The sequence below is a fragment of the Njordella aestuarii genome (genome assembly GCF_056494165.1).
Genome location: NZ_CM151397.1, coordinates 4,953,279 through 4,972,978, shown reverse-complemented (window position 1 = coordinate 4,972,978; position 19,700 = coordinate 4,953,279). Strand labels below are relative to the sequence as shown.

The window sequence follows — 19,700 nt, the reverse complement described above, 5'->3', positions numbered from 1 at the left end:
CGACATGACCGCTAAAACAACTCAGGATGCCATTCGAAAAAAGTGGTGGCAGAATATCTCGTTAATGATCCTACTGCTTGCGCCCCTGATGGGATTCGTGATGGCCAGTTGGGATCAAGCTTTTGTTAGTGCATTCCAAAATCGTGATCTTCCCGGTGATATTGAAAAGGGCCTTCAGCTTTCCGAAGCCTTTGCCCACGGAAGTGGCGTGCTGGTAATATTCTCTATCCTTTTGACGGTCGATCGGAAAAATCGTAGACAGCTTTTGGTTATGCTGGGTATGGTTGTCACGATCATGGCTATTGCTAACCTAAGCAAGGGGTTATTTAGCCGCGCGCGACCCTATGCAGGCAGTGAGTTGAAAGATTTGACTCAAACGTGGTTTCCCGATTTCGGACAGCGTTTCTGGGATTCACGAGTCCGTTCGTTTCCTTCAGGACACTCAGCAACTGCCGCAGCAATGGCGTTTGCATTGTCGAACGTCTACCCTTCCGGACGCTTTCTGTTCGTCACACTTGCAATTATGGCGTGCTTACAGCGCATCGCCACACAGTCTCACTTCCCGACAGATGTCGTTGCTGGAGTTACGATTGCGGCTGCCATCGCCTTACTTTGGCAGTTTTTATTCCCCAGATCGACGCTTGATCGATCGGCTGTGCGGTTAGCGGATTCGTCAAGTCTCAAGATAAATGATAAACTAGACAACTATGGATGATTCAACCAAACCTACCAAGAGACCGCCTCATCAAACGCTTCCTTGTCCCAGTTGCGGAAAGTTGTTTGTGGTCGATATGACTGATCCGGCTATGCCGTTCTGTTCCCAGCGCTGCAAGATGGTCGATCTGTATCGTTGGATGGACGAAGATATTGGCTTGCCGTGTGCGCCGCGAGATGAGGAAGATGCGGAGCCGGAAGAGCCGCCTCCAATTCGCGAGTGGAATTTTGATTGAAGGGGCATTTACCACTGGGCAATTCGACAACATTTCGTTCTAGCGGTTGAAGGATTCTCAATATAGTTGCTAGAATCTGCTCGCCGCGACAAAGTCTACAATTCAGCGTAACGCTAGCTTGTAGAACTGCGACTTGCTAAATGCAGCTTGAAAAGCACATCTATAGAAACTCGATTATGCCATCGGAATCTGAACAGACAATTACAGACGCCAGTACAGGTGCCGACATATTGAAGGCAGTCGGATCGACGCGATCTACCATCGATTGGCAAAGGTCGATGCCTTGGTGGTATTTCTTGTCTGGATTTGTTCGCTTAGGGTGGCGTACATCCCACGTCGTGCTCGCAATGCTTGGCATTTGGCTGTCCGAGCTAGGGATGGGGCTCGCACATTTTCTGTTTAGGCCGAGTGCGGCCGGACTGATATCCAATCCTGCACTAGCGCCGGGCCAAGGAAGCGACCTGTCGTTTATGGTAAATATGCCTGGGTTCTCGATCCCCTCAGCGTTCACATCGGAGCTCGCTGTTTTGGTCGGTGGTCCAATGTCGCTGCAGCAGATTGGCTATCTGATTGTAGTTGTGATTTGGCTCGGTTTGGTGTGGGGCTTCGTTGGCGGAGTCATTACACGCCGAAGTGTGGTTGAGTTAGGCGCGAGGACAACTATTGGTTGGGTTGGCGCCGTCAAGCTTGTCACCGGGCGACTACGTAGCATTGTCGAAGCGGCAGCACTTCCTGCGATCGCCGTGTTAGCGATCTGCGTGATACCAATGTTGCTCGGCATACTTGCGAGGCTTGGCGCTTTCGGAGAAGTGATCTCTGCTTTTGGAATGTTGTTAAGTGTAGTCTTAGTAATTCCGGTTGCATGGCTTCTGATCCTGTGTGTGTTAGGCTTTCCGATAGTTGTAGCCGCAATTGTTACCGAAAAGGACAGCGATGTTTTTGATGGGCTATCGCGAGCGGCCGCGTACCTTTTTCAGCGTCCTGTAACACTTCTCATTGCATTAGTAGTGGGGGGCAGCATCATCGGCCTGGTAGTCGGTATTGTCGGAAGTGTCTACCAGTCAGCGTTCGGGTTAATGACGCAGTTTTACTTCGCAGCGGCTGGCCTTGGTAATGGGCAAGCAGGAATGGATTCAGAACGAGCGCGTAGTCTTTTGGAAACGGGCGGTTGGGTCGTCGATTCGCTGGTCTTAGCGATTGGCGTTTCGCTCTTTTGGTCGGCTGTTTCAGCGACTTATTTAATCTTGCGTCGTGAAGTTGATCAAACTGACTACGACGAATTGGACTTGCAGGAAATGGGATCGCCGCTGGCACTTCCACCGACAAACTACAGTCAGAGCGGAGTTTTGGAAGTCGGATCACCCGACGCAGTTCCAATCAAGAACAGTCCTGCTACCGCTGCCCCACCGCCAACTGTCGCGAGCGAGATACCGCCGGTTGCTATCGACGGTGCGCCCGAGAATAACCCTGTGGTACAAAAGCCCGAAGATATGCAATAAGATAGTAGCGAGCGGTCGGGGCGTTTTACTGCGAGCGCGATAGACCATTTTTATCGTTCAAGTGGTGGAGCGAATTTGAGCACCGGGAGCGAGGAGCGATCATGACTGAAGATCAGGGGGTTGCAGTACCGCGTACCGAAGAATCGACGACGGTGCCAGTTGTCAAGCGTCGGATTGCGAGCATTGATGTCTATCGCGGATTAGTGATGACGTTGATGTTGCTGGAAATGACCGAAATTGCAGGCTTTGCGGCCAGCTTTGGAGACAATCCCTTCTGGGAATTCATTCACTTTCACACCTCGCACGTCGAATGGTTCGGTTGCTCGCTACATGATTTGATTCAGCCGGGCTTTTCATTCTTAGTTGGTTCGGCGCTGGCTTTCTCAATATTGTCGCGTCGACGACAGGGGCAATCGTTCGGACGCATGTTTTTTCACGCGATTATTCGCGCCTTTATTTTGGTCACACTTGGAATCTTCTTGCGAAGCCTTCATAGTGATCAGACGAATTTTACATTTGATGACACCCTGACACAAATTGGGCTCGGCTACGTCTTCCTCTTTCTGATTGCTTGGCTGTCACCGGTGTTTCACTACGTTGCAATCGTGGGAATCTTAATAGCTTACTGGGGGATTTTTGCAGCGTATCCGGCGCCCCCTTCGAACTTTGACTATGCCGCGGTAGGTGTAGAAAACGGTTGGCCCTATCACTTAGATGGGTTCGAGTCGCACTGGAATAAAAACTCCAATGCCGCTTGGGCGTTTGATCAGTACTGGATGAATCTTTTTCCGAGAGAGCATTCGTTTACGCATTCTGGCGGTGGATACGCAACGCTCAGTTTTATCCCTACGTTAGGCACGATGCTCCTTGGCCTACTAGCGGGAAATTGGTTGCGTGCGGTAGAACGGCTCGGGCCTCGTATTGGCAGATTCATCGGTGCGATTATCGTTTGTGCTGGTGTGGCATTGCTGGCCGACAGACTCGGTTGGTGCCCGATTGTAAAACGGATCTGGACGCCGACTTGGACGCTATACAGTGGAGCGTGGTGTTTTGCATTCTTGCTAGGGCTACATCTGATTTGTGATATCGGTGGCTATGTTGCATGGTCTTATCCGTTACGAGTCATCGGAGCAAACTCGATTGCTGCCTACGTAATGAGCTGGACGGTTGTTGAATGGACCAAAGAAAACTGGAACCGTCACTTTGGGTGGATGTTTGAAGGTTTGAGCCATGCAACGCATGAATTTGTCGTGGGAGGACTTACTTTTGCCCTAATATGGCTGGTGCTTTTCTGGATGTATCGACGGTCTATTTTGCTGAGAATCTGATGGGATCGCCAAAGTCAGGCTGGGAGAATTTGCTTCGAAGGCATGGAATTCACTTGGTTTTCGGCCAACCCACGCTGAGACCAGGACGATCTGCTAATCGACTCGGTCGATAATTCTGAGAGTTCGACTCTCGCAAAAGCACTTGCAGAGTTCACTGGATTGTCGACGATCTACCAAAATTCGTTTTACACTGGAGATTGATGTTTCCTGAGTAATTGGCTGATAGCACTGCGGCAGGTAGATCTCGTTCGAACTGAACTTATTCGTAGACTGTATTTTTTAGCATGGCATTTTGGAACCGTAAGAAAACTAACGATATCACCAGTTCTACTACGGAAGAGCATGCATCGACCACTGCCAAGGCGGCTGAGGCTGGGGGCGATGGTTGGTTTGGTAAGTTGAAGAGTGCGTTATCCAAAACCAATGATTGGTTGCATACGGATATCCGTGACCTGCTGAAATCCGAAGGGCAAATTGTTGACGAAGACTTCTTGCGCGATTTGTACGCCGTTTTAGTGAAAACGGACATGGGCAGTCAAGTTGCTAGCCAGATCCGTGATCGGGTTGGTCGTGATTTCCGTGCACGAAAAGTGCATATGAAGGATATTTTGCAAATCGTTGGCGAAGAGATTCGCGCAACCATGCAGGCGAAAAGTGTCTCCGTCAATTTAGCTGAGACTGGTCCGACGGTTATCTTAGTCGTCGGTGTTAATGGCGCAGGTAAAACTACGTCGATTGCGAAACTTGCGAACCTATTTCACAAGCAAGGGAAACGCGTAATCTTGGGCGCTGGCGATACCTTTCGCGCGGCTGCAGTAGCGCAGCTGACCGTTTGGGCTGACCGTATTGGTTGTGAAATTATGTGTGGCGAGAACAACAGCGATCCAGGTTCGGTCGCCTTCAAGACGGCACAGCGAGCGAAAGAAGAGAACTTTGACATCTGTATCATCGATACTGCAGGTCGTTTGCAGACTCAAGTCAATCTAATGCAGCAACTCGATAAAATTCGACGAGTGGTTGGGAAACAGATTGAGGGAGCGCCCCATGAAGTGTTATTAGTGCTTGATGCAACCGCAGGACAGAATGCGATCAGTCAAGCTCGCGGTTTCTCTGGTGCAGCCGGCTGCACCGGAATTGTTTTAGCAAAACTTGATGGCTCTGCGAAAGGCGGTGTCGTAATTCCGATCTTAAAAGAGTTCGACTTGCCCGTTAAGTTCGTGGGACTTGGGGAATCGCTTGACGATATTGCAGAATTTCAACCTGATCAATTTGCTCGCGCACTATTGGACCTTTGAGCAGCGAGGTTGCTTACCATCTAGGGTAATCTTTGACTACAATCTTTGTAGCGATTGCGTTTTATTAACAAATCCCAGTGCGCCAGTGCGATCAATTTTAGTGAAGTGGTAAATGGCTATTCAGTTTCGCTGCTATCGTTGCCGAGCCACATTGCGCATTGCTTCAGCGAAGCCGGGGCAGACAATTCAATGCGGGAAATGTGGAAACCTTCTCCAACTGCAGCCGCCGTCTCAAGATGCCAAACTTAGCAGTGACCAATTGCGAACGTGGCGCACGTTGCCTCCTCCACCACCCGCTGGCGTAGTTCAACCAACAGTTGAATCGGAGAGGTATTGGCAGGATGTCGGTCGTGAGACGACTGCGATTCAGTCGCAAGGGACGCGTGCTCCGAGCTTTCCGGATCGTTTTTCGGGAGCTGACGCAAACGTGCTGCGCGATTATACGGAAAGTTCCAAAAAGCGTCGTAGACGTAGTAAGAGTCAGGCCGGCGAAGTAGTTAGAGGTATGCTGACCTTGCTGTTGGTGATGGCCGCTTTGTGCTGCGGTGGACTGGTAATTGTAGGAATTCAGTTTAATCCGTACCGGACTAGAGTTATTCAAATCGAGAGCTATGCCGCTCAAGCCGCCGGGTATCCTGCGAAGATCAAGCCAGTTGAAGGTTTTCGCGGCGAGTTGCTCGTCTCGTGGCGCACTGGTTCGACGTTCGAAATCGGCATCCTATCCGTTAATATGAGTTTTGAAAATTTTATTCGAAATCTCGAAGCAAATGGCGCTACAAATGCGACGCGTGTTCAACGTGCCGGACTGACGGGAGTTGCTCTTAAAATTCCAGCGGATCTCACAACGCCATCGTACGACATGGAATTTTTTTCAACGCCAGACGGAATATTGTCGCTCGGCTACGGCAACGGCGCAGAACGCTTGCCAAAGCTTGGGCAGAAGGCGAGATTGCCAGCAAGCGAATGCGAAGCGATTGATGATCCTGATTCGTTCTTCAACTCTTTGGAAATTTTGGGAGGGTTCTAATACCTTGGCGAAATCGAGGCTGACTGGCTCCAGTTGGGTTTCATAGAACAGGAGATCGCATTACTATCAGAGGCTGAGACGGCTTAACAATTTCATAGGCGATGATGCGTTGGCGAAAGATTCGGAAAATAGTAGCGATGCAAACTTTCGGTGGTTACTTCTGGCTGCATCAATCATCTTGATCGTGTCTGCAACTTTTTTTCGGTATGCGACCAGCTTTGATGATTCGACGAAGTTTTGGATATTCAACATCGTTACAAAGGTGGCCATACTATTGTTTGCAACGGCTCTGGCATGGACTCAGTTGCAATATCTAGCTAGGGCCAAGTATGGCAGAATTGTATTGGTGGGCTTGTTGGTGGCTGCCGGTTTCTTGCTGATCAGGCCAAAAGCCATGACTGCCTTGCTTCCCCTAATCGCCGTTGCGACTTTATTGATCTTCACCGTGACGTTTCTCAAAGATTTCTTCAAGACACCGTAAGAGCTGGCGAAGATTTTGAGTGGGGAAACGTAGCCCACAATACCATTATGCATTTAGTGATCGGCGTTGATGAAGCAGGTTACGGTCCAAACCTGGGCCCTTTGGTGATTGCCGCGACAGCTTGGGGAGTGAAGGACGATCGGTCGGTAAGTTCGTGGCATGAATTGTTGCAGCCCGAGATAGTTGCAAGGCCGACTGCATTCAATGGTGACGCAATTGTCGTCGGCGATTCCAAGACACTTTTCAGTTCAGGCAATTCCCTGGTTGGGCTTGAACGAACGTTGGCCTTCTTTGCCGACGAGTGCAAACAGCCCTACTCCTCATGTAGCGAATTCCTGAAAAATGCAGCTGAGAGTGCTGAATCGCAATTAAGTGATGCTGTTTGGCTGCGACCGAATGATGGCCTTGAAGAGGTCGAGAGATTGGAGTATCAGGAATTCATAGCTAAACAATCGCAAGCACGAGAGAAACTGTCGGCGCAGGGAATAAAGTTCTTGGGAGTCCAATTGTGTGTGGTGGGAGAGCCCGATTTCAATTCGGGAGTGCAACATCATGGCAACAAAGCAACGCTGTTGACATTCGAGTCATTGAAGTTGGCACGCGGGCTTCTGGAGAAATTCGGTTCGCTGCACTTACCTGTTTGTGGTGCGAATGTATCCGAAATTGCATCGGTGAAGATTTACTTTGACAAGCATGGAGGGCGGGCGAAATATGCTGCGGCGCTCAGTGCGTGTTGGCCGGAGTTATTCTTCACAATTGCAGAAGAAGGGCGTCTGCAAAGCCGTTACAATATCCATGGCGCGACCTGTAGCACGTCGATTGAGTTTGTTGCCAAAGGTGACAGCATGATGCCTTGTGCGCTCGCATCAATGTATGCAAAGTGGACTCGAGAGATATTTATGCGGCGACTTAACGCTTTTTGGCAGGCCGCAGTTCCAAATCTCGACGCAACCGCCGGGTATCCTGTCGATGCAAAGCGATTTGTGGCCGAGATTGCCCATGCCGCAAAAAAATTGGGTTTAAAGAAAGAATTATGGTGGAGGCAAGTCTAATGCAAACAGAAAACGAACGAATCATTGAGCTAGAGATTGTCGTAGCTCATCTCCAAGAGACGGTAGGACAGTTGAGCGAAATGGTTGCACGATTGAATGCAGATTTTACGTCGATCGGTCGCGAGATGCATCGCTTGAGGTCTGACCAGCAGCGATTTCGCCAAGAACTGGATGCAGCGGGTAACTTGCCGCACGAAAAGCCACCACATTACTAACGAATTACGTTTTGCCGGACGAAAACGGCAGCGTCAAAATCCTCCCACTGGTGTCCTTTTTGGTGTGGTTGGCCGCGTTTAATTCTGTTCGTACGCCACGAGCCATAATTCTGAATATGCACCCGGGAGCGAGCGGCTCGGGTTTTCACCTAAAAAAGCTAGTAGGCCTTGCGTAAAGGTTTTGTACAGCGGGCTCCGAACCGATTACAATTGACGTGGACAAGGTCGCGTTGCAAAACTTTTAGCTTTGCCGACTTGCCTTGGGCGCAGATGATCAGGAAAAAGCCAGTCGAGTTAACTTTCCTGATTTGAAGTGCGGCAGAAAAAATGAGTTGGCCAATTGTTTGACCATGCTGAGGCTTTATTGATGATCTGTCCAGGACGACCAAGTATTTATCGTGTAAACATCAGAGTAGCGTTTCTTGCTGGCTCAATTGCATGTGCTTTTGCATCGGCGTTTGTTCCCGATTTCGTTTGTGCCCAAGACGCGGTCGTCATGCAAAGCGAAGACGCGACAACTGCCGTTCCTAACGCAGCTCCTAGTCAACCAGGCGCTCCCCCAAATGTGCCACCGGGAGCACAACCAGGCGCTCCCCCTGGAGCAACGCCACCGAACGGCCAGCCTGCAGGAGAAGGGACGCCAGACGCAAACAAGCCTGTGGTTCGATCTGCAACTCCCCCTGCTCCGCCGGATAAAAAAGAATTCAACATAACGCCGGATGCTGATGGTCGGATCCAGTTCAATTTTCGAAACCAACCTTGGCAAGACCTGTTGCGGTGGCTATCCGAAGCTTCCAACATGTCGCTTGATTGGCAAGAGCTTCCCGGCGACTATGTCAACATCGCGACGACGAGGCCTTTCACTCTAGTGGAGACGAGGGATTTAGTGAATCGTCTGCTCTTGCTTCGCGGCTACACGATTCTAGAAATCGACGATGTTCTCATGGTCGTTAAAACCAGCGCGGTGAATCCATCGTTGGTCCCGCATGTACCCGCTTCCGAGCTCAATTCGTTGCCGCCGAATCGTTTTGTTCGAACGTCTTTTTCGCTAAATAGTTTGTTAGCCGAAGAGATCGCTGAAGAGCTTAAAAGTCTGATGAGTTCCAACGGCAAGCTAACTTCCTTAACTGCAACAAATCGTTTGGAAGCAATGGATGCAGCCGGCGTACTCGCTGAAATAAATCGGCTCTTGATTGAAGAGCAATCGAACTTGGCTATCAGTCAACTAGCCCGCGAATTCCCACTGCAATATGTGCGCGCCGTGGAAGTGAAGGACCAGCTCGAAACGTTTCTAGGACAGAGTAAAGGTGCTACGCCAAATGCTTCAGATCCGATGCAGATGCAGATGATGCAGCAGCAGATGCAACAACAAATGCAGCAGATGCAACAACAGATGCAGCAGCAGGGTGGAGCCGGTGCAAAGACTCGCAAACCAGGGGAAGTGTTCTTGGTTGCAAATACCCGACAGAATAGCGTCATTGTCCATGCGCCGCCCGATAAAATGGCTCTAGTAGAATCATTCGTAAAGCGAATTGATGTCCCCAGTAATTCAGCTGATAGCGTCCAAACGCTGCAGTCGAGAATGCAGACATATCGGTTGGCATCGCTCGACCCCAAGCAGCTTGTTGCAGCGTTGATGGAACTGGATGCGCTTGAGCCCACAACTCGACTGATTGTCGACGAAGAAAACAAGGCCGTGATTGCTTACGCGTCCTTGGCCGATCAATATGCTATTAACAAACTAATTGAACGCCTGGACGGATCAGCTCGACAGTTCGATGTAGTTCAGCTTCGGCGATTAGACGCTGAAGAAGTCGCCGGCACCGTTCGCTTTTTAATGGGCGTCGAAAAGGAAGAAAAGACTGACGACAATGACCGTTTCGCCTACTACTATTATGGGCGCAACCAAAATGAGAAGAAGAAAGGCAATACTGATACTTTTCGCGTCGGAGCGAACTCACGTGACAATCAGCTTCTGGTTTGGGCCAACGAAAATGAACGGGAAGAAGTAAACAAGCTTTTGATTAAGCTTGGAGAGATTCCACCGGCCGGCGGGTTTAAGTCTACGGTGCGTGTTATCGAAGCGAGCAAATCGGCTGAAACTCTGAAGTACCTGCAAGAATTGCAAGCAGAATGGAGTCAGATGTCGGATACGCCGCTCATCCTGCCCGCGGAGGGTGAGTTTCGGGATGCCGAATTTCAGCCAGGGGTAACGCCCGAGCCGGATTCTGAAGAAGAACCCGAAACGGCTGAACCCGAGCGACCTTCCTCAACGACTACCACCAAGGCAGAGGCAGAATTAAACAAAAGGATCTCCGATAAAGTTGGTACAGAACGATTTGTTGCTGCTCCGAATGGAGAAAATGATCCTCAATCGGATACGTTAGCAGAAACGCCTGAGGATTCATCTATCTCATCTACTCGCACGTCGCAGAGTAACAAGAATGTGGCGGCGCAGTCAGATTCCACTGTTCCTTCTATTGCAATTAGGCTTGACGAGAACGGGAACCTGCTGCTCAGCAGTAAAGACACAGCCGCCCTCGACCAGCTCGAAGAAATGATGTTGCGTCGCGCCCCTCCGAAGCGACCCTATGTTGTGTTTACAATTAAGAACACGCGTGCAAGTTGGATTGTGCTGAACCTGAAGGATTACTTCAAAGACGTTGATGATTCGGAACAGAATGACAGCCGTACGCGCTACTACTTTTATGACTACGCGCCCAAGGATGACAAAAAAGACGACGCTCAACTGAGTAAGAAACGCGAAGTCCGTTTTGTGTATGACAACGACACAAATACGGTGATCGTTCGTAACGCAAGCGAACAGCAATTAAAACTGATTGAAGAACTCATACAGCTTTGGGATACACCTACCAAAGTCTCCGACCGGGACCTCCGATATACGAAACTGGTTAAGGTTAACTATTCTAAAGCAGAAGCGATTGTCGACGCTATCAAAGATGCCTACCGCGATTTGTTGAGCTCCAATGATAAAGCGTTCCAAGGGCCTAACGGGGGGAAAGCAGGTGGCGAACAAAAACGCGATGACGAAGAAGAAGTGGTCAGAAATGGAGCGGTTAATTTCGCATTTGAAGGTAAGCTCTCACTTGGTGTCGATCGTGTCACGAATTCCGTACTCGTTTCGGCCCAGGGAAAAAGTTTGCTTGAACTCATTGTTAAAATGGTCGAGCAGCTTGATGAGGCGGCCAAACCGTCGGGCTCCATGTCTGTTGCGCAGCTACCGATCAACTCGTCCGGCTCAATGCAAAAAGCCCTCCAAGCTATGTTGAACGCGGCTCCGCAAACCAACAATCAGCAGCCAAATCCTAACGGTGAGGCGGCCAATCCCAATGGTGGAAATCCAAATGGCGGCGGCAATGGCGGTGGACGTCGCGGCGGAAGAGGTCCTGGCAACAATTAGCAGGAGTTCCGTCAGAAGATCGAGAGAAAAACGTCGATTTGGTACACTTTGCCGCAACATCGTTGGCGGACTGTGAAAAGTTGGCGGGATCGATTATGATCTGTATCAAGTAAACGGGTGTGTGGAGTCTAGTCCTTCGCCCGAGAGAATCCTCCCAAGTCAAGTTTTCCTACAATTTTGCTATCGAGATTATGAGCCAACTTCGTTGCACGCTCACAACCCCTGAAAAAACTGAATTGAACGTCATGGTCGATTCAGTCACGCTCCCACTTTATGATGGAGAGATGGGAATTCTGCACGGCCACGCCCCGATGATTGGTCGGCTGGGATATGGAGTGATGCGGGTCTCGATCAATGGGACTGTGAAGAGCTACTACGTTGACGGTGGTTTTGTGCAGGTCACACGTGAATCGGTGGCGGTTTTGACGGACCGCATGCAGGACCCGGCGAAGATCAATACGACCGAAGCAGAGGAAGAACTGCGTCATGCTTTAGCTCTCCCGTCTAGCCAACCGGCGTTGGCGTCTATCAAGCAACGAGCTGTGGAACGAGCTCGCGCACGCAAGAAGATCGCTGCCAGCTGATATAAAAAGCCATCGGGCTTTCTAAAGGTAGTTCGGTGCGCGATTCGCATTACCACACGCGGCGGAAACGAAACTTCTTGCTTCGCGTAGTGCTCGTCATACTCTGCAGCGGCTGGCTTCTTTGGCCGTTAATCGCCCACGGAAAGATTCTTGCTTTCCGCGACGCTTTGCATTTTTACTATCCGTTGTGGACCTATCTCGATCAGCGCGAGGGCTTGGCTTGGCTTCTACCTCAGTTCAACTACCTCGATAGGATTGGGGCCGCGATCATTGGGGAGCCAACTAGTGGTATATTCTATCCACTTCGTAGTATTTTGGCGTTCAGGTCTGTTTCGATCGAAAGTCGAATTGGCATCCTACTCGCCACTCATTTAGCGATTGCTTGGCTCTGCTGTTATTTCTCTGGTCGCTACGCGTTCCGAATGTCGACGTTTGCAGCATCCGTCGCTGCGAGCGCGTACGCACTTGGCGGCTGTACTTTCTTCCAGATCTACAATCCACCCTACCTGTTTTCCGCTGCATGGCTGCCATTGTCTTTTGGCAGCCTCTACTACCTGATTTTCACGGGGCATTCTCGAAGATCCAAATGGAAGTGGCAATTAGCGTTAGTTGTTTCAATATCTGCCATGATTGTAGGTGGTGATTTTCAGTTGCCTTACAACCTTGGAATTGTCGCCTTTGCACTTGGTCTAGTACACACGGCTGGAAGTGAGAGTCGAAGCGAATGGATTGCAAGCTTCAAGTCCACAGCAACGGTAGGGATTCTAGTACTGCTTGCAGTTGGGATCTGCGCGGTTCAGGTTGTGCCAACTTATTATTGGGCAATCTCTGGTGCAAGCAATGGAAGCTTTCTTCGGTCAGGCGTTTCAGATCGATATGTGTTGCAATTCGCCGATTTGTTTACTTGGCTGGTCCCAAATGTAAACGGAAGTTACACGTTTACTCACACGCGTTGGATCGCTGCGTTAAATCGTTCGCCGATGTGGGTCGCGTCGATGCACCTGTCGGCGATAGTCGTGGCGGGGACTTTCATCTCACCGGCTTTGATAAGGAAATCGCAGAAAACCAGGCACCTGGCAATCGTGTGCGTCCTGGCGCTATGGGCGTCTCTTGGTTCAAGTTTTTTCTTTTATCGTTTGTTATGTTACCTTCCCTTCTACGACAGTTTTCGATATCCGATGAAGTGGTGCGTCATATTTACGCTCGCGTTGTGCTTGCTGGGTGGACTAGCAGTTCAGGCTGCTCTGCGCAGGAGTCGGATGAGAGAGATGCTGTGCCGTTCGCTAGTATTTTTTGGATCCTTTAATCTCGTCCTCTTTGTTACCACACTTGTGATTGTCACGCCCTTTGGAAGATCTGCGTTTCTTTCAAATCTAACTGTGCCTCAGGATCTGCTTTGCGGTGCGTTTGATTTCGCAGAGTGTGCACAACTGGTTGGTAAATCCAGTGTGACCACTGCCATGTCGTTTTTCGGATGTTGGATGCTTTTGAGGGGCCCATTGCGAAATACACTACAGGCTTGGCGAGGGCCGTTGATAGAGATAATTTGTTTGTGCCAAGTGACTTTTCTTGCGAGCCAACTTGTCGCAACAACGGGGCCTCAAAGCCTTTCGGATGCACCCGTCGCCGACTTTGTATGGCAGACAGAAACGTCGAATATCCCAGTCTATTTTTCGCCGCCGAGCGTGCTTGATCCTGAAGCAGATGAATTCAGGTCTAGCCCCCAAAGGCCAGACGACGTGGCGGCGTTCCAAATGCGTCATGCATACGGAAAACTGCACTTGTTGCAGGGCTCTCGAAGTTTAACCGCGCAGTTGTCAGTCGAACCCTCGTTTTATCAAGACTTCCAACCGCAGGTTGTTCATTTGCAACCAGCTACGATTCCAGCCTCTGGCGATTTTTTGGTGAACGTCGAACTTTTGGATGAGTCAATTCGTCTTGCATCCGAAGGGAATCAAGGAGGCGAAATTGTATTGCCGGTGTTGCAGGATGGGGGCTGGACGTTGGAGACAGGCGTAGAAATTGGCTCTCGTATAGTTTTGCGAGACGATTATCTCTTGCAGGTGCATCTTCCCTCGCAGGTGCAGCATGTTAAATTGTCATACCTTACGCCGGGGCTGCGAATCGGAACAATGATCTCGGTAACCGTTTTCCTTATTACCTTCCTCTATTTCCTACTTAAGTACTATGTTCGAGAAGCTGCCAGTCGCGCCGCCTGATTCTATTCTTGGCCTTTCAGAAGAATTTCAGAAAGACGCACGTGAGAATAAAGTCAATCTAACCGTTGGCGTGTTTAAGGACGAAAATGGTGACACGCCTGTTCTCGCATCGGTAAAAGCCGCGGAAGCCAATCTGCTCGCCAACGAAAAAAGTAAAGGCTATTTGGGCATTGATGGTTTGGCTGCCTATACAAAGTTGGTATCAAAGCTGTCGTTAGGTGACGACTTTCAGGCAGAGCGAGTTGCCACTGTGCAGAGTCCAGGAGGGACCGGAGCACTTCGGATCGCGGGCGATGTATTAGGAAAGTTTTCGCCTAGCAAGCGAGTTTGGATCAGCGATCCTACCTGGGCGAATCATCGCTCAATTTTCGAAACTGCGGGACTGAATGTCGAAGTTCATCCTTACCTGGGGGCGGACCGAGTGTCGGCTGACGTCGACGCGATGGTGCAGTTTTTACGAAACAATGCAGCTCGTGGCGACATTATTTGTTTGCACGCTTGTTGCCACAACCCGACCGGCATCGATCCAACGATTTCGCAGTGGGATGAAATTGCAAATGCGATTGGTTCCATCGGAATGTTGCCTCTCATTGACTTTGCATATCAAGGTTTTGGAGACGGGCTTGCCGAGGACAGTGTTGGACTAAAGAAAATATTAGCAAATGCACCCGAGGCTATTGTCTGCGCGTCGTTTTCGAAGAACTTTGGACTCTATAGTGAACGCGTAGGGGCCGCCTTATTCGTTTGTGAAGATCAAAAGTCTGCGGAAGCGACTCTTTCTCAGGCGAAACAGGTTGTGCGAGCTAATTACTCGAACCCGCCGCGACATGGAGCTGCGATCGTGGCGGAGATACTCGCCGATGCAAAATTGAAGAGCCAATGGAGTTCGGAAGTTGACGCAATGCGATCACGAATTGACCAAATGCGAAAAAGCTTCGTCGAGGGTATGACTGGAGCTGGAGTCAAGCAAGACTTTAGCTTCTTGCTGAACCAGAAAGGCATGTTTTCATATTCCGGCTTGCAAGCTGAACATGCTGCTTGGCTCAAGAAGAACAAAGGCATTTATATTCTAGGAACTGGTCGTTTGAACGTTGCAGGCATGGCAGCCAAAACGATGGGCTATCTTTGTGATTCGATAGCGGAGTGCATCGCTGAAGTTGGCAAAACGGCCGCGGCCGTTTAATTTGTGCAACGTTGACACTCGACCCTAAGCCAAACGTGCCATTAGTAACTCACGCTGACACATGAGTTCTTTTGGCATTTTGTGGTACAGGCTCAAAAAGAATTCGCTTTGGCCGAGAAACTCAGCAAGCCATTCCGCTCGGTCGAAATGCATCGCTTGTTCAAATAGAGAACGGTCGAAATTTTCGAGTCCTTCCGTATTGAAATCTTCCCAATGCGGTATCCAGCCGATGGGTGTTTCATGGCCGCTGATTCGACCTTGGCATCGTTGCACGATCCATTCTAAGACTCGGAGATTTTCACAATATCCCGGCCACACATAACGACCGTCGTTGGATTTGCGGAACCAGTTTACGTGAAAAATTCTCGGAAGATGCTTGATTCGAGTTCGCATTTCTAGCCAGTGAGCAAAATAGTCGCCCATGTGGTAGCCGCAAAAAGGAAGCATGGCCATCGGATCGCGGCGAACCTTCCCGACAGTTCCTGCCGCTGCGGCGGTTGTTTCAGAACCTTGAGTTGCACCTAAGAATACGCCATGGGTCCAATCGAAAGCTTGGAAGATCAATGGCAGCGTCGAAGGACGCCGTCCACCAAAGATGATTGCGTCGATTGGTACGCCCTCCGGGTTTTGCCAGTTCGGGTCAATATTTGGGCATTGCTGCGCCGGAGCCGTAAAGCGAGAGTTCGGGTGCGCAGCCGGTTGTTTTGACTCGGGAGTCCAATCGTTACCTTTCCAGTCAATTAGGTGCGCTGGAGGCTCGCTCAGCCCCTCCCACCAAACGCACTTATCGTCCGTCAGTGCCACATTCGTGAAAATTGTGTTCTTGCTCAAAGCATGCATAGCACCTGGGTTTGACTGCCACGAAGTCCCAGGGGCAACGCCAAAGAAACCGGTCTCTGGATTGATAGCATGTAGTTTTCCAGTTTTGCCAGGCCATAACCATGCAATGTCATCTCCGACCAACGTTGTCTTCCAACCTTGCGCGGCATGAGCAGGCGGGGGTTGAAGCATCGCAAGATTAGTTTTACCGCAAGCGCTGGGAAAAGCAGCGGTGACGTAACTCTTTCGGCCATCCGGGGCTTCAATGCCCATAATCAACATGTGCTCGGCCAGCCAACCGGCGTCTCTCGCAATGGCTGTGGCAAGTCGAAGCGCTACACATTTTTTTCCAAGCAGCGCGTTCCCACCATAACCGCTGCCATAACTCCAAACTTCGCGAGATTCAGGGAAGTGAACAATGTACTTCTCATCATTACATGGCCAGCTGGAATCTTTCCGGCCAGCTTCAAGCGGTTGTCCAACAGAATGTAGACACTGAAGGAATGTGCCGTCGTGTCCCAGTTTTTCCAGCACACGTGTGCCCATGTGGCACATGATTTTCATATTCGCAACCACGTAAGGCGAATCGGTAAGCTCGACACCAATCAGCGCAAGAGGACTGTTTAAAGGTCCCATGCAGAATGGGACGACGTACAACGTGCGACCCTGCATGCAGCCAGAAAACTTTTCATGCAACGTAGCTCGCATGTCGTTCGGGTGCATCCAATTGTTTGTAGGACCAGCATCTGGCTCTCTAGCGGAGCAGATAAACGTCCTTTCTTCCACTCGGGCGACGTCACCAGGGTCGGTGCGAGCCAGATAGGAATTCGGGTGTTTTTCTGCGTTCAGTGGAGTGAAAGTACCCGATTCGACTAACAGATCGCACATTTCTTTCCACTCGGCATCCGAGCCGTCGCACCAGCGAACTTCCGCGGGCAAGCATAGTTCAGCGACGCTATCGACCCACCGTAGCAGGGATTTGTTTTGAACCGGAATTGCGGTGCGTTGTAGTTGCGGGGCTTCAGGATGATGAGTGCTCATTTTTTGGAACAGTCTGAGGCGAATAGTTGTACTTGGTCTGCCACGTAACCAAATGCGGTGGCACCGTTTGAATGGTGAGAATTCTAAAGCAATCGCGGGTCCATTTGGAACACAGTCTTGGAAGTTCCCACGCTGGATATTGGATCAGCAAGACCGTTAAAGTCTAACGATCAAGGAATTTTTGCTGAATGTAGCGGCTGGATCGACCGATAGGATAGATGAGTCGAAATGCCGAACAGCGGCATTTGTAAGGGAAACCGGCAACTTTTGACGTATCTGTCGGATCCACAGCATCAAATACGACGGATTGTCCGCCGCTTGCACACTGCTACTAAACACCGCAGCATTACGAGAGAACAATGGCTAAACTCGATTCCGCGGCGATTGTCTCTGGAAGGCATGTTGGAACTGTCCGGCTCTGGATTGAAAACTGGTGCAATGCTGCAGATCGTCTACTGGGGAAATGGGAAGCATGGATGATTGATTTCCAGGCTTTAGCCATTCGCGCTGACGCTGAGGAACTATTGTTGGCCGCCGATCTGGGCGGACCGATCGTCGCCGACCTGCAGTCGCTGATGTCTGAACGCAAAGCATTGCTCGCAAGCCAATCGGTCCGTTCCATTCAAGAAATACTCACGGATCCAACTGATGACAGTCAGCGTCTTTTGTCTATACGGCTCAACCGACTCGAGTCTCGCATTGGTCGACTAAAGAAGCAGTGCGTATCGCAGTGGATCGCTTGCACGCAAACATCTCGCTTTGCAGAAGAATTGCTCTTCATCGTACGTAGCGGTAATCGCCAACCGGCTACTTACGCAACCAACGAACAAGATGCATTTCAGGGCGGGTTCGTGCTCGATTCGACCGCTTAGATAAGTTGCCAAAATGTCACTATTCAGTTCAATACAACAATCGGCAAACGCCCTCCGCGTCGGACAGCTAGGACTACAAGTCGTTGGAAACAATATTTCCAACGCGAATACGCCAGGCTATATACGCCAGCAGTTGATCCAGGCCCCTGGTCCAGGCTATCGTTATGGCGGCTCGGTTGTTAGCCAAGGCGTCGTGGCAGTTGGCGTTCAACAACAAGTCGACTACTTCGTCGCTGATCGACTGCGCGAGACGCAAAGTCAACTGACTTATCAGCAAACGCTGAGCGTCGGGCTTCAGGGTCTGCAAGATGCATTAAACGAGATGGGAGACAACGATATCTCCTCGGCATTAAGTCGTTTCAGCAATTCGCTGCAGGATATGGCAAATAACCCGCAGAGCAACGCCAACCGAGCTTTGACGTTGCAACGAGGCCAAGAGCTGGCAAGTGCAATTAATGATTTGAGCAAGAAGACAGACCAGATCAACTTGAGGGCATCACAAGAGATCGCATCTGCCTCAAATGAAATCAATCGGCTCACCAAGAGCATCGCAGACCTCAACCGGCGTATCGTCGAAATTGAAGGTGGCAGCCTTTCCAACTCTGATGCCGTCGGTTTGCGAGACGAGCGGCTGCAGCGGCTCACCGAGCTTGCCGATATAATCAACTTCGATGCCACCGAACAAGGAAATGGGTCCGTCACAGTCATCGTAGGCGGTGACTATCTAGTGTCTGACGGGTTGTCTCGCAATGTCAAGGTTTCTGCAAACGACGCCGACTCTAGCATGCCTACCGAGATCAGGCTGCTTGACACGGATGCACCACTGCAAGTGACGGGCGGCAAGTTGCGAGGCTTATATGAGCAGCGATCGAGTGTGATAGGCGACTTTCGAGCTGAACTTGATGGTTTCACTCAAAACGTGAAGGGCGTAATCAACCGCATCCATTCACAAGGCCAAGGAGCGATTGGCTTTAACTCAGTCACTGGAGATACTGTCTTAACCAACCTCACGGCACCGCTGGAACAGGCCGCAAAGAATCTTACGATTGACAATGGCTCGTTTAAAGTCAACGTGACCGACGCGGCTACTGGCACCACCAAACAATTCGAAATTCCTGTGCGGCAACTCGGTGATGCCTCCGATACAACCGCATCTCAAATTGCCGCGCGTCTAGATGGCATCAACGGGCTTAGAGCCGTGATTGGAAATGACGGCAAGCTAAAAATCAACAGTGAATCGGAAGCGATAACGTTCTCCTTTGCCGATGATAGCTCAGGTGCTTTATCTGCCTTAGGGATCAATACCTTTTTTACGGGATCGGACGCATCCAATTTTGCAGTTCGAAGTGAACTTTTGAAAGAGCCTCGGCTGCTTGCAATCAGTTTGGATGGTATCGGAGCAGGTTCGCGAAATGCGCTTGCCCTGTCCGCCGCCTTCACCGATTCGCTACAACAATTTGACGGCCAAAGTATTCAAGAAGTCTACGAAGGTATGATCGCCCGAACAGCGCAGCATATCGACAGTCAATTGACTACGACGGAAGGGCTACAAAACTTCTACAACACACTGGAAGCCCGGCATCTTGGTATCACCGGAGTTAATCTTGATGAAGAAGCGGCAAAAATGTTGCTGTATCAACGTGCTTTTCAAGCGAGCTCACGCGTCGTTTCAGTTGCCAGTGAGCTGTTAGAAACTCTAGTAGCGATGGTCTAA

16 protein-coding genes are annotated in these 19,700 nt (G+C 50.3%); 15 read left to right on the top strand and 1 reads right to left on the bottom strand.

What is annotated here, in order from left to right; translation table 11 throughout:
- The first annotated feature begins 4 nt into the window (after window positions 1–4).
- The 13 genes from SH451x_RS19615 (at window position 5) to SH451x_RS19555 (ending at window position 15,254) form a co-directional block, all read left to right on the top strand.
- The gene (locus SH451x_RS19615) at window positions 5–715 is read left to right on the top strand and encodes a phosphatase PAP2 family protein (protein WP_479358755.1); all 711 of its coding nucleotides are present in this window, start codon (window positions 5–7) and stop codon (window positions 713–715) included.
- Window positions 708–950: a DNA gyrase inhibitor YacG gene (locus SH451x_RS19610; protein ID WP_479358753.1), complete on the top strand. Its 243-nt coding sequence runs from the start codon at window positions 708–710 to the stop codon at window positions 948–950. The genes SH451x_RS19615 and SH451x_RS19610 overlap by 8 nt, the downstream gene beginning before the upstream one ends.
- A gap of 176 nt (window positions 951–1,126) precedes the next feature.
- Window positions 1,127–2,449: a hypothetical protein gene (locus SH451x_RS19605; protein ID WP_479358752.1), complete on the top strand. Its 1,323-nt coding sequence runs from the start codon at window positions 1,127–1,129 to the stop codon at window positions 2,447–2,449.
- Window positions 2,450–2,550: 101 nt separating this feature from the next.
- Complete coding sequence (locus SH451x_RS19600) at window positions 2,551–3,777, top strand: acyltransferase family protein (protein WP_479358751.1); 1,227 nt, start codon at window positions 2,551–2,553, stop codon at window positions 3,775–3,777.
- Window positions 3,778–4,061: 284 nt separating this feature from the next.
- Window positions 4,062–5,072 carry a signal recognition particle-docking protein FtsY gene (gene ftsY, locus SH451x_RS19595; protein ID WP_479358749.1) on the top strand — a complete coding sequence of 337 codons (1,011 nt, stop codon included), beginning with the start codon at window positions 4,062–4,064 and terminating at the stop codon, window positions 5,070–5,072.
- 112 nt (window positions 5,073–5,184) lie between these two features.
- Window positions 5,185–6,099 carry a hypothetical protein gene (locus SH451x_RS19590; RefSeq protein ID WP_479358748.1) on the top strand — a complete coding sequence of 305 codons (915 nt, stop codon included), beginning with the start codon at window positions 5,185–5,187 and terminating at the stop codon, window positions 6,097–6,099.
- Between the two features lie 109 nt (window positions 6,100–6,208).
- On the top strand, window positions 6,209–6,580 hold the full coding sequence (locus tag SH451x_RS19585; RefSeq protein ID WP_479358747.1) for a hypothetical protein: 372 nt from the start codon (window positions 6,209–6,211) through the stop codon (window positions 6,578–6,580).
- 47 nt (window positions 6,581–6,627) lie between these two features.
- The gene (locus tag SH451x_RS19580; protein WP_479358746.1) at window positions 6,628–7,632 is read left to right on the top strand and encodes a hypothetical protein; all 1,005 of its coding nucleotides are present in this window, start codon (window positions 6,628–6,630) and stop codon (window positions 7,630–7,632) included.
- Window positions 7,632–7,847, top strand: a complete 216-nt coding sequence (locus tag SH451x_RS19575) for a SlyX family protein (RefSeq protein ID WP_479358744.1) — start codon at window positions 7,632–7,634, stop codon at window positions 7,845–7,847. Before SH451x_RS19580 ends, SH451x_RS19575 begins: the two co-directional genes overlap by 1 nt.
- Before the next feature lie 367 nt (window positions 7,848–8,214).
- Window positions 8,215–11,268, top strand: coding sequence for a secretin N-terminal domain-containing protein (locus SH451x_RS19570; protein WP_479358742.1), 3,054 nt, complete (start codon window positions 8,215–8,217; stop codon window positions 11,266–11,268).
- 191 nt (window positions 11,269–11,459) lie between these two features.
- Complete coding sequence (gene atpC / locus SH451x_RS19565) at window positions 11,460–11,852, top strand: ATP synthase F1 subunit epsilon (RefSeq protein ID WP_479358741.1); 393 nt, start codon at window positions 11,460–11,462, stop codon at window positions 11,850–11,852.
- Window positions 11,853–11,887: 35 nt separating this feature from the next.
- Window positions 11,888–14,071 carry a hypothetical protein gene (locus SH451x_RS19560; RefSeq protein ID WP_479358740.1) on the top strand — a complete coding sequence of 728 codons (2,184 nt, stop codon included), beginning with the start codon at window positions 11,888–11,890 and terminating at the stop codon, window positions 14,069–14,071.
- A complete protein-coding gene (locus SH451x_RS19555; protein WP_479358739.1) occupies window positions 14,040–15,254 on the top strand; it encodes an amino acid aminotransferase in 1,215 nt (404 codons plus the stop codon). The genes SH451x_RS19560 and SH451x_RS19555 overlap by 32 nt, the downstream gene beginning before the upstream one ends.
- Window positions 15,255–15,278: 24 nt before the next feature.
- Here the strand turns inward: SH451x_RS19555 and SH451x_RS19550 are convergent, their stop codons facing one another.
- Entirely contained in the window at window positions 15,279–17,114 is a 1,836-nt protein-coding gene (locus tag SH451x_RS19550; protein WP_479358738.1) for a phosphoenolpyruvate carboxykinase (GTP), read from the bottom strand.
- A 359-nt stretch (window positions 17,115–17,473) separates the two neighbouring features.
- Here SH451x_RS19550 and SH451x_RS19545 point away from each other — a divergent pair, with 359 nt between their 5' ends.
- Window positions 17,474–17,986 (top strand): hypothetical protein, encoded by a 513-nt coding sequence (locus SH451x_RS19545; RefSeq protein ID WP_479358736.1) that lies wholly within the window; start codon window positions 17,474–17,476, stop codon window positions 17,984–17,986.
- Between the two features lie 13 nt (window positions 17,987–17,999).
- Complete coding sequence (gene flgK / locus SH451x_RS19540) at window positions 18,000–19,700, top strand: flagellar hook-associated protein FlgK (protein WP_479358735.1); 1,701 nt, start codon at window positions 18,000–18,002, stop codon at window positions 19,698–19,700.

Coding starts and splice junctions, on each gene's coding strand:
- SH451x_RS19615 (WP_479358755.1), top strand. CDS start 5: ATGACCGCTAAAACAACTCAGGATGCCATTCGAAAAAAGTGGTGGCAG.
- SH451x_RS19610 (WP_479358753.1), top strand. CDS start 708: ATGGATGATTCAACCAAACCTACCAAGAGACCGCCTCATCAAACGCTT.
- SH451x_RS19605 (WP_479358752.1), top strand. CDS start 1,127: ATGCCATCGGAATCTGAACAGACAATTACAGACGCCAGTACAGGTGCC.
- SH451x_RS19600 (WP_479358751.1), top strand. CDS start 2,551: ATGACTGAAGATCAGGGGGTTGCAGTACCGCGTACCGAAGAATCGACG.
- ftsY (WP_479358749.1), top strand. CDS start 4,062: ATGGCATTTTGGAACCGTAAGAAAACTAACGATATCACCAGTTCTACT.
- SH451x_RS19590 (WP_479358748.1), top strand. CDS start 5,185: ATGGCTATTCAGTTTCGCTGCTATCGTTGCCGAGCCACATTGCGCATT.
- SH451x_RS19580 (WP_479358746.1), top strand. CDS start 6,628: ATGCATTTAGTGATCGGCGTTGATGAAGCAGGTTACGGTCCAAACCTG.
- SH451x_RS19575 (WP_479358744.1), top strand. CDS start 7,632: ATGCAAACAGAAAACGAACGAATCATTGAGCTAGAGATTGTCGTAGCT.
- SH451x_RS19570 (WP_479358742.1), top strand. CDS start 8,215: ATGATCTGTCCAGGACGACCAAGTATTTATCGTGTAAACATCAGAGTA.
- atpC (WP_479358741.1), top strand. CDS start 11,460: ATGAGCCAACTTCGTTGCACGCTCACAACCCCTGAAAAAACTGAATTG.
- SH451x_RS19555 (WP_479358739.1), top strand. CDS start 14,040: ATGTTCGAGAAGCTGCCAGTCGCGCCGCCTGATTCTATTCTTGGCCTT.
- SH451x_RS19550 (WP_479358738.1), bottom strand. CDS start 17,114: ATGAGCACTCATCATCCTGAAGCCCCGCAACTACAACGCACCGCAATT.
- SH451x_RS19545 (WP_479358736.1), top strand. CDS start 17,474: ATGGCTAAACTCGATTCCGCGGCGATTGTCTCTGGAAGGCATGTTGGA.
- flgK (WP_479358735.1), top strand. CDS start 18,000: ATGTCACTATTCAGTTCAATACAACAATCGGCAAACGCCCTCCGCGTC.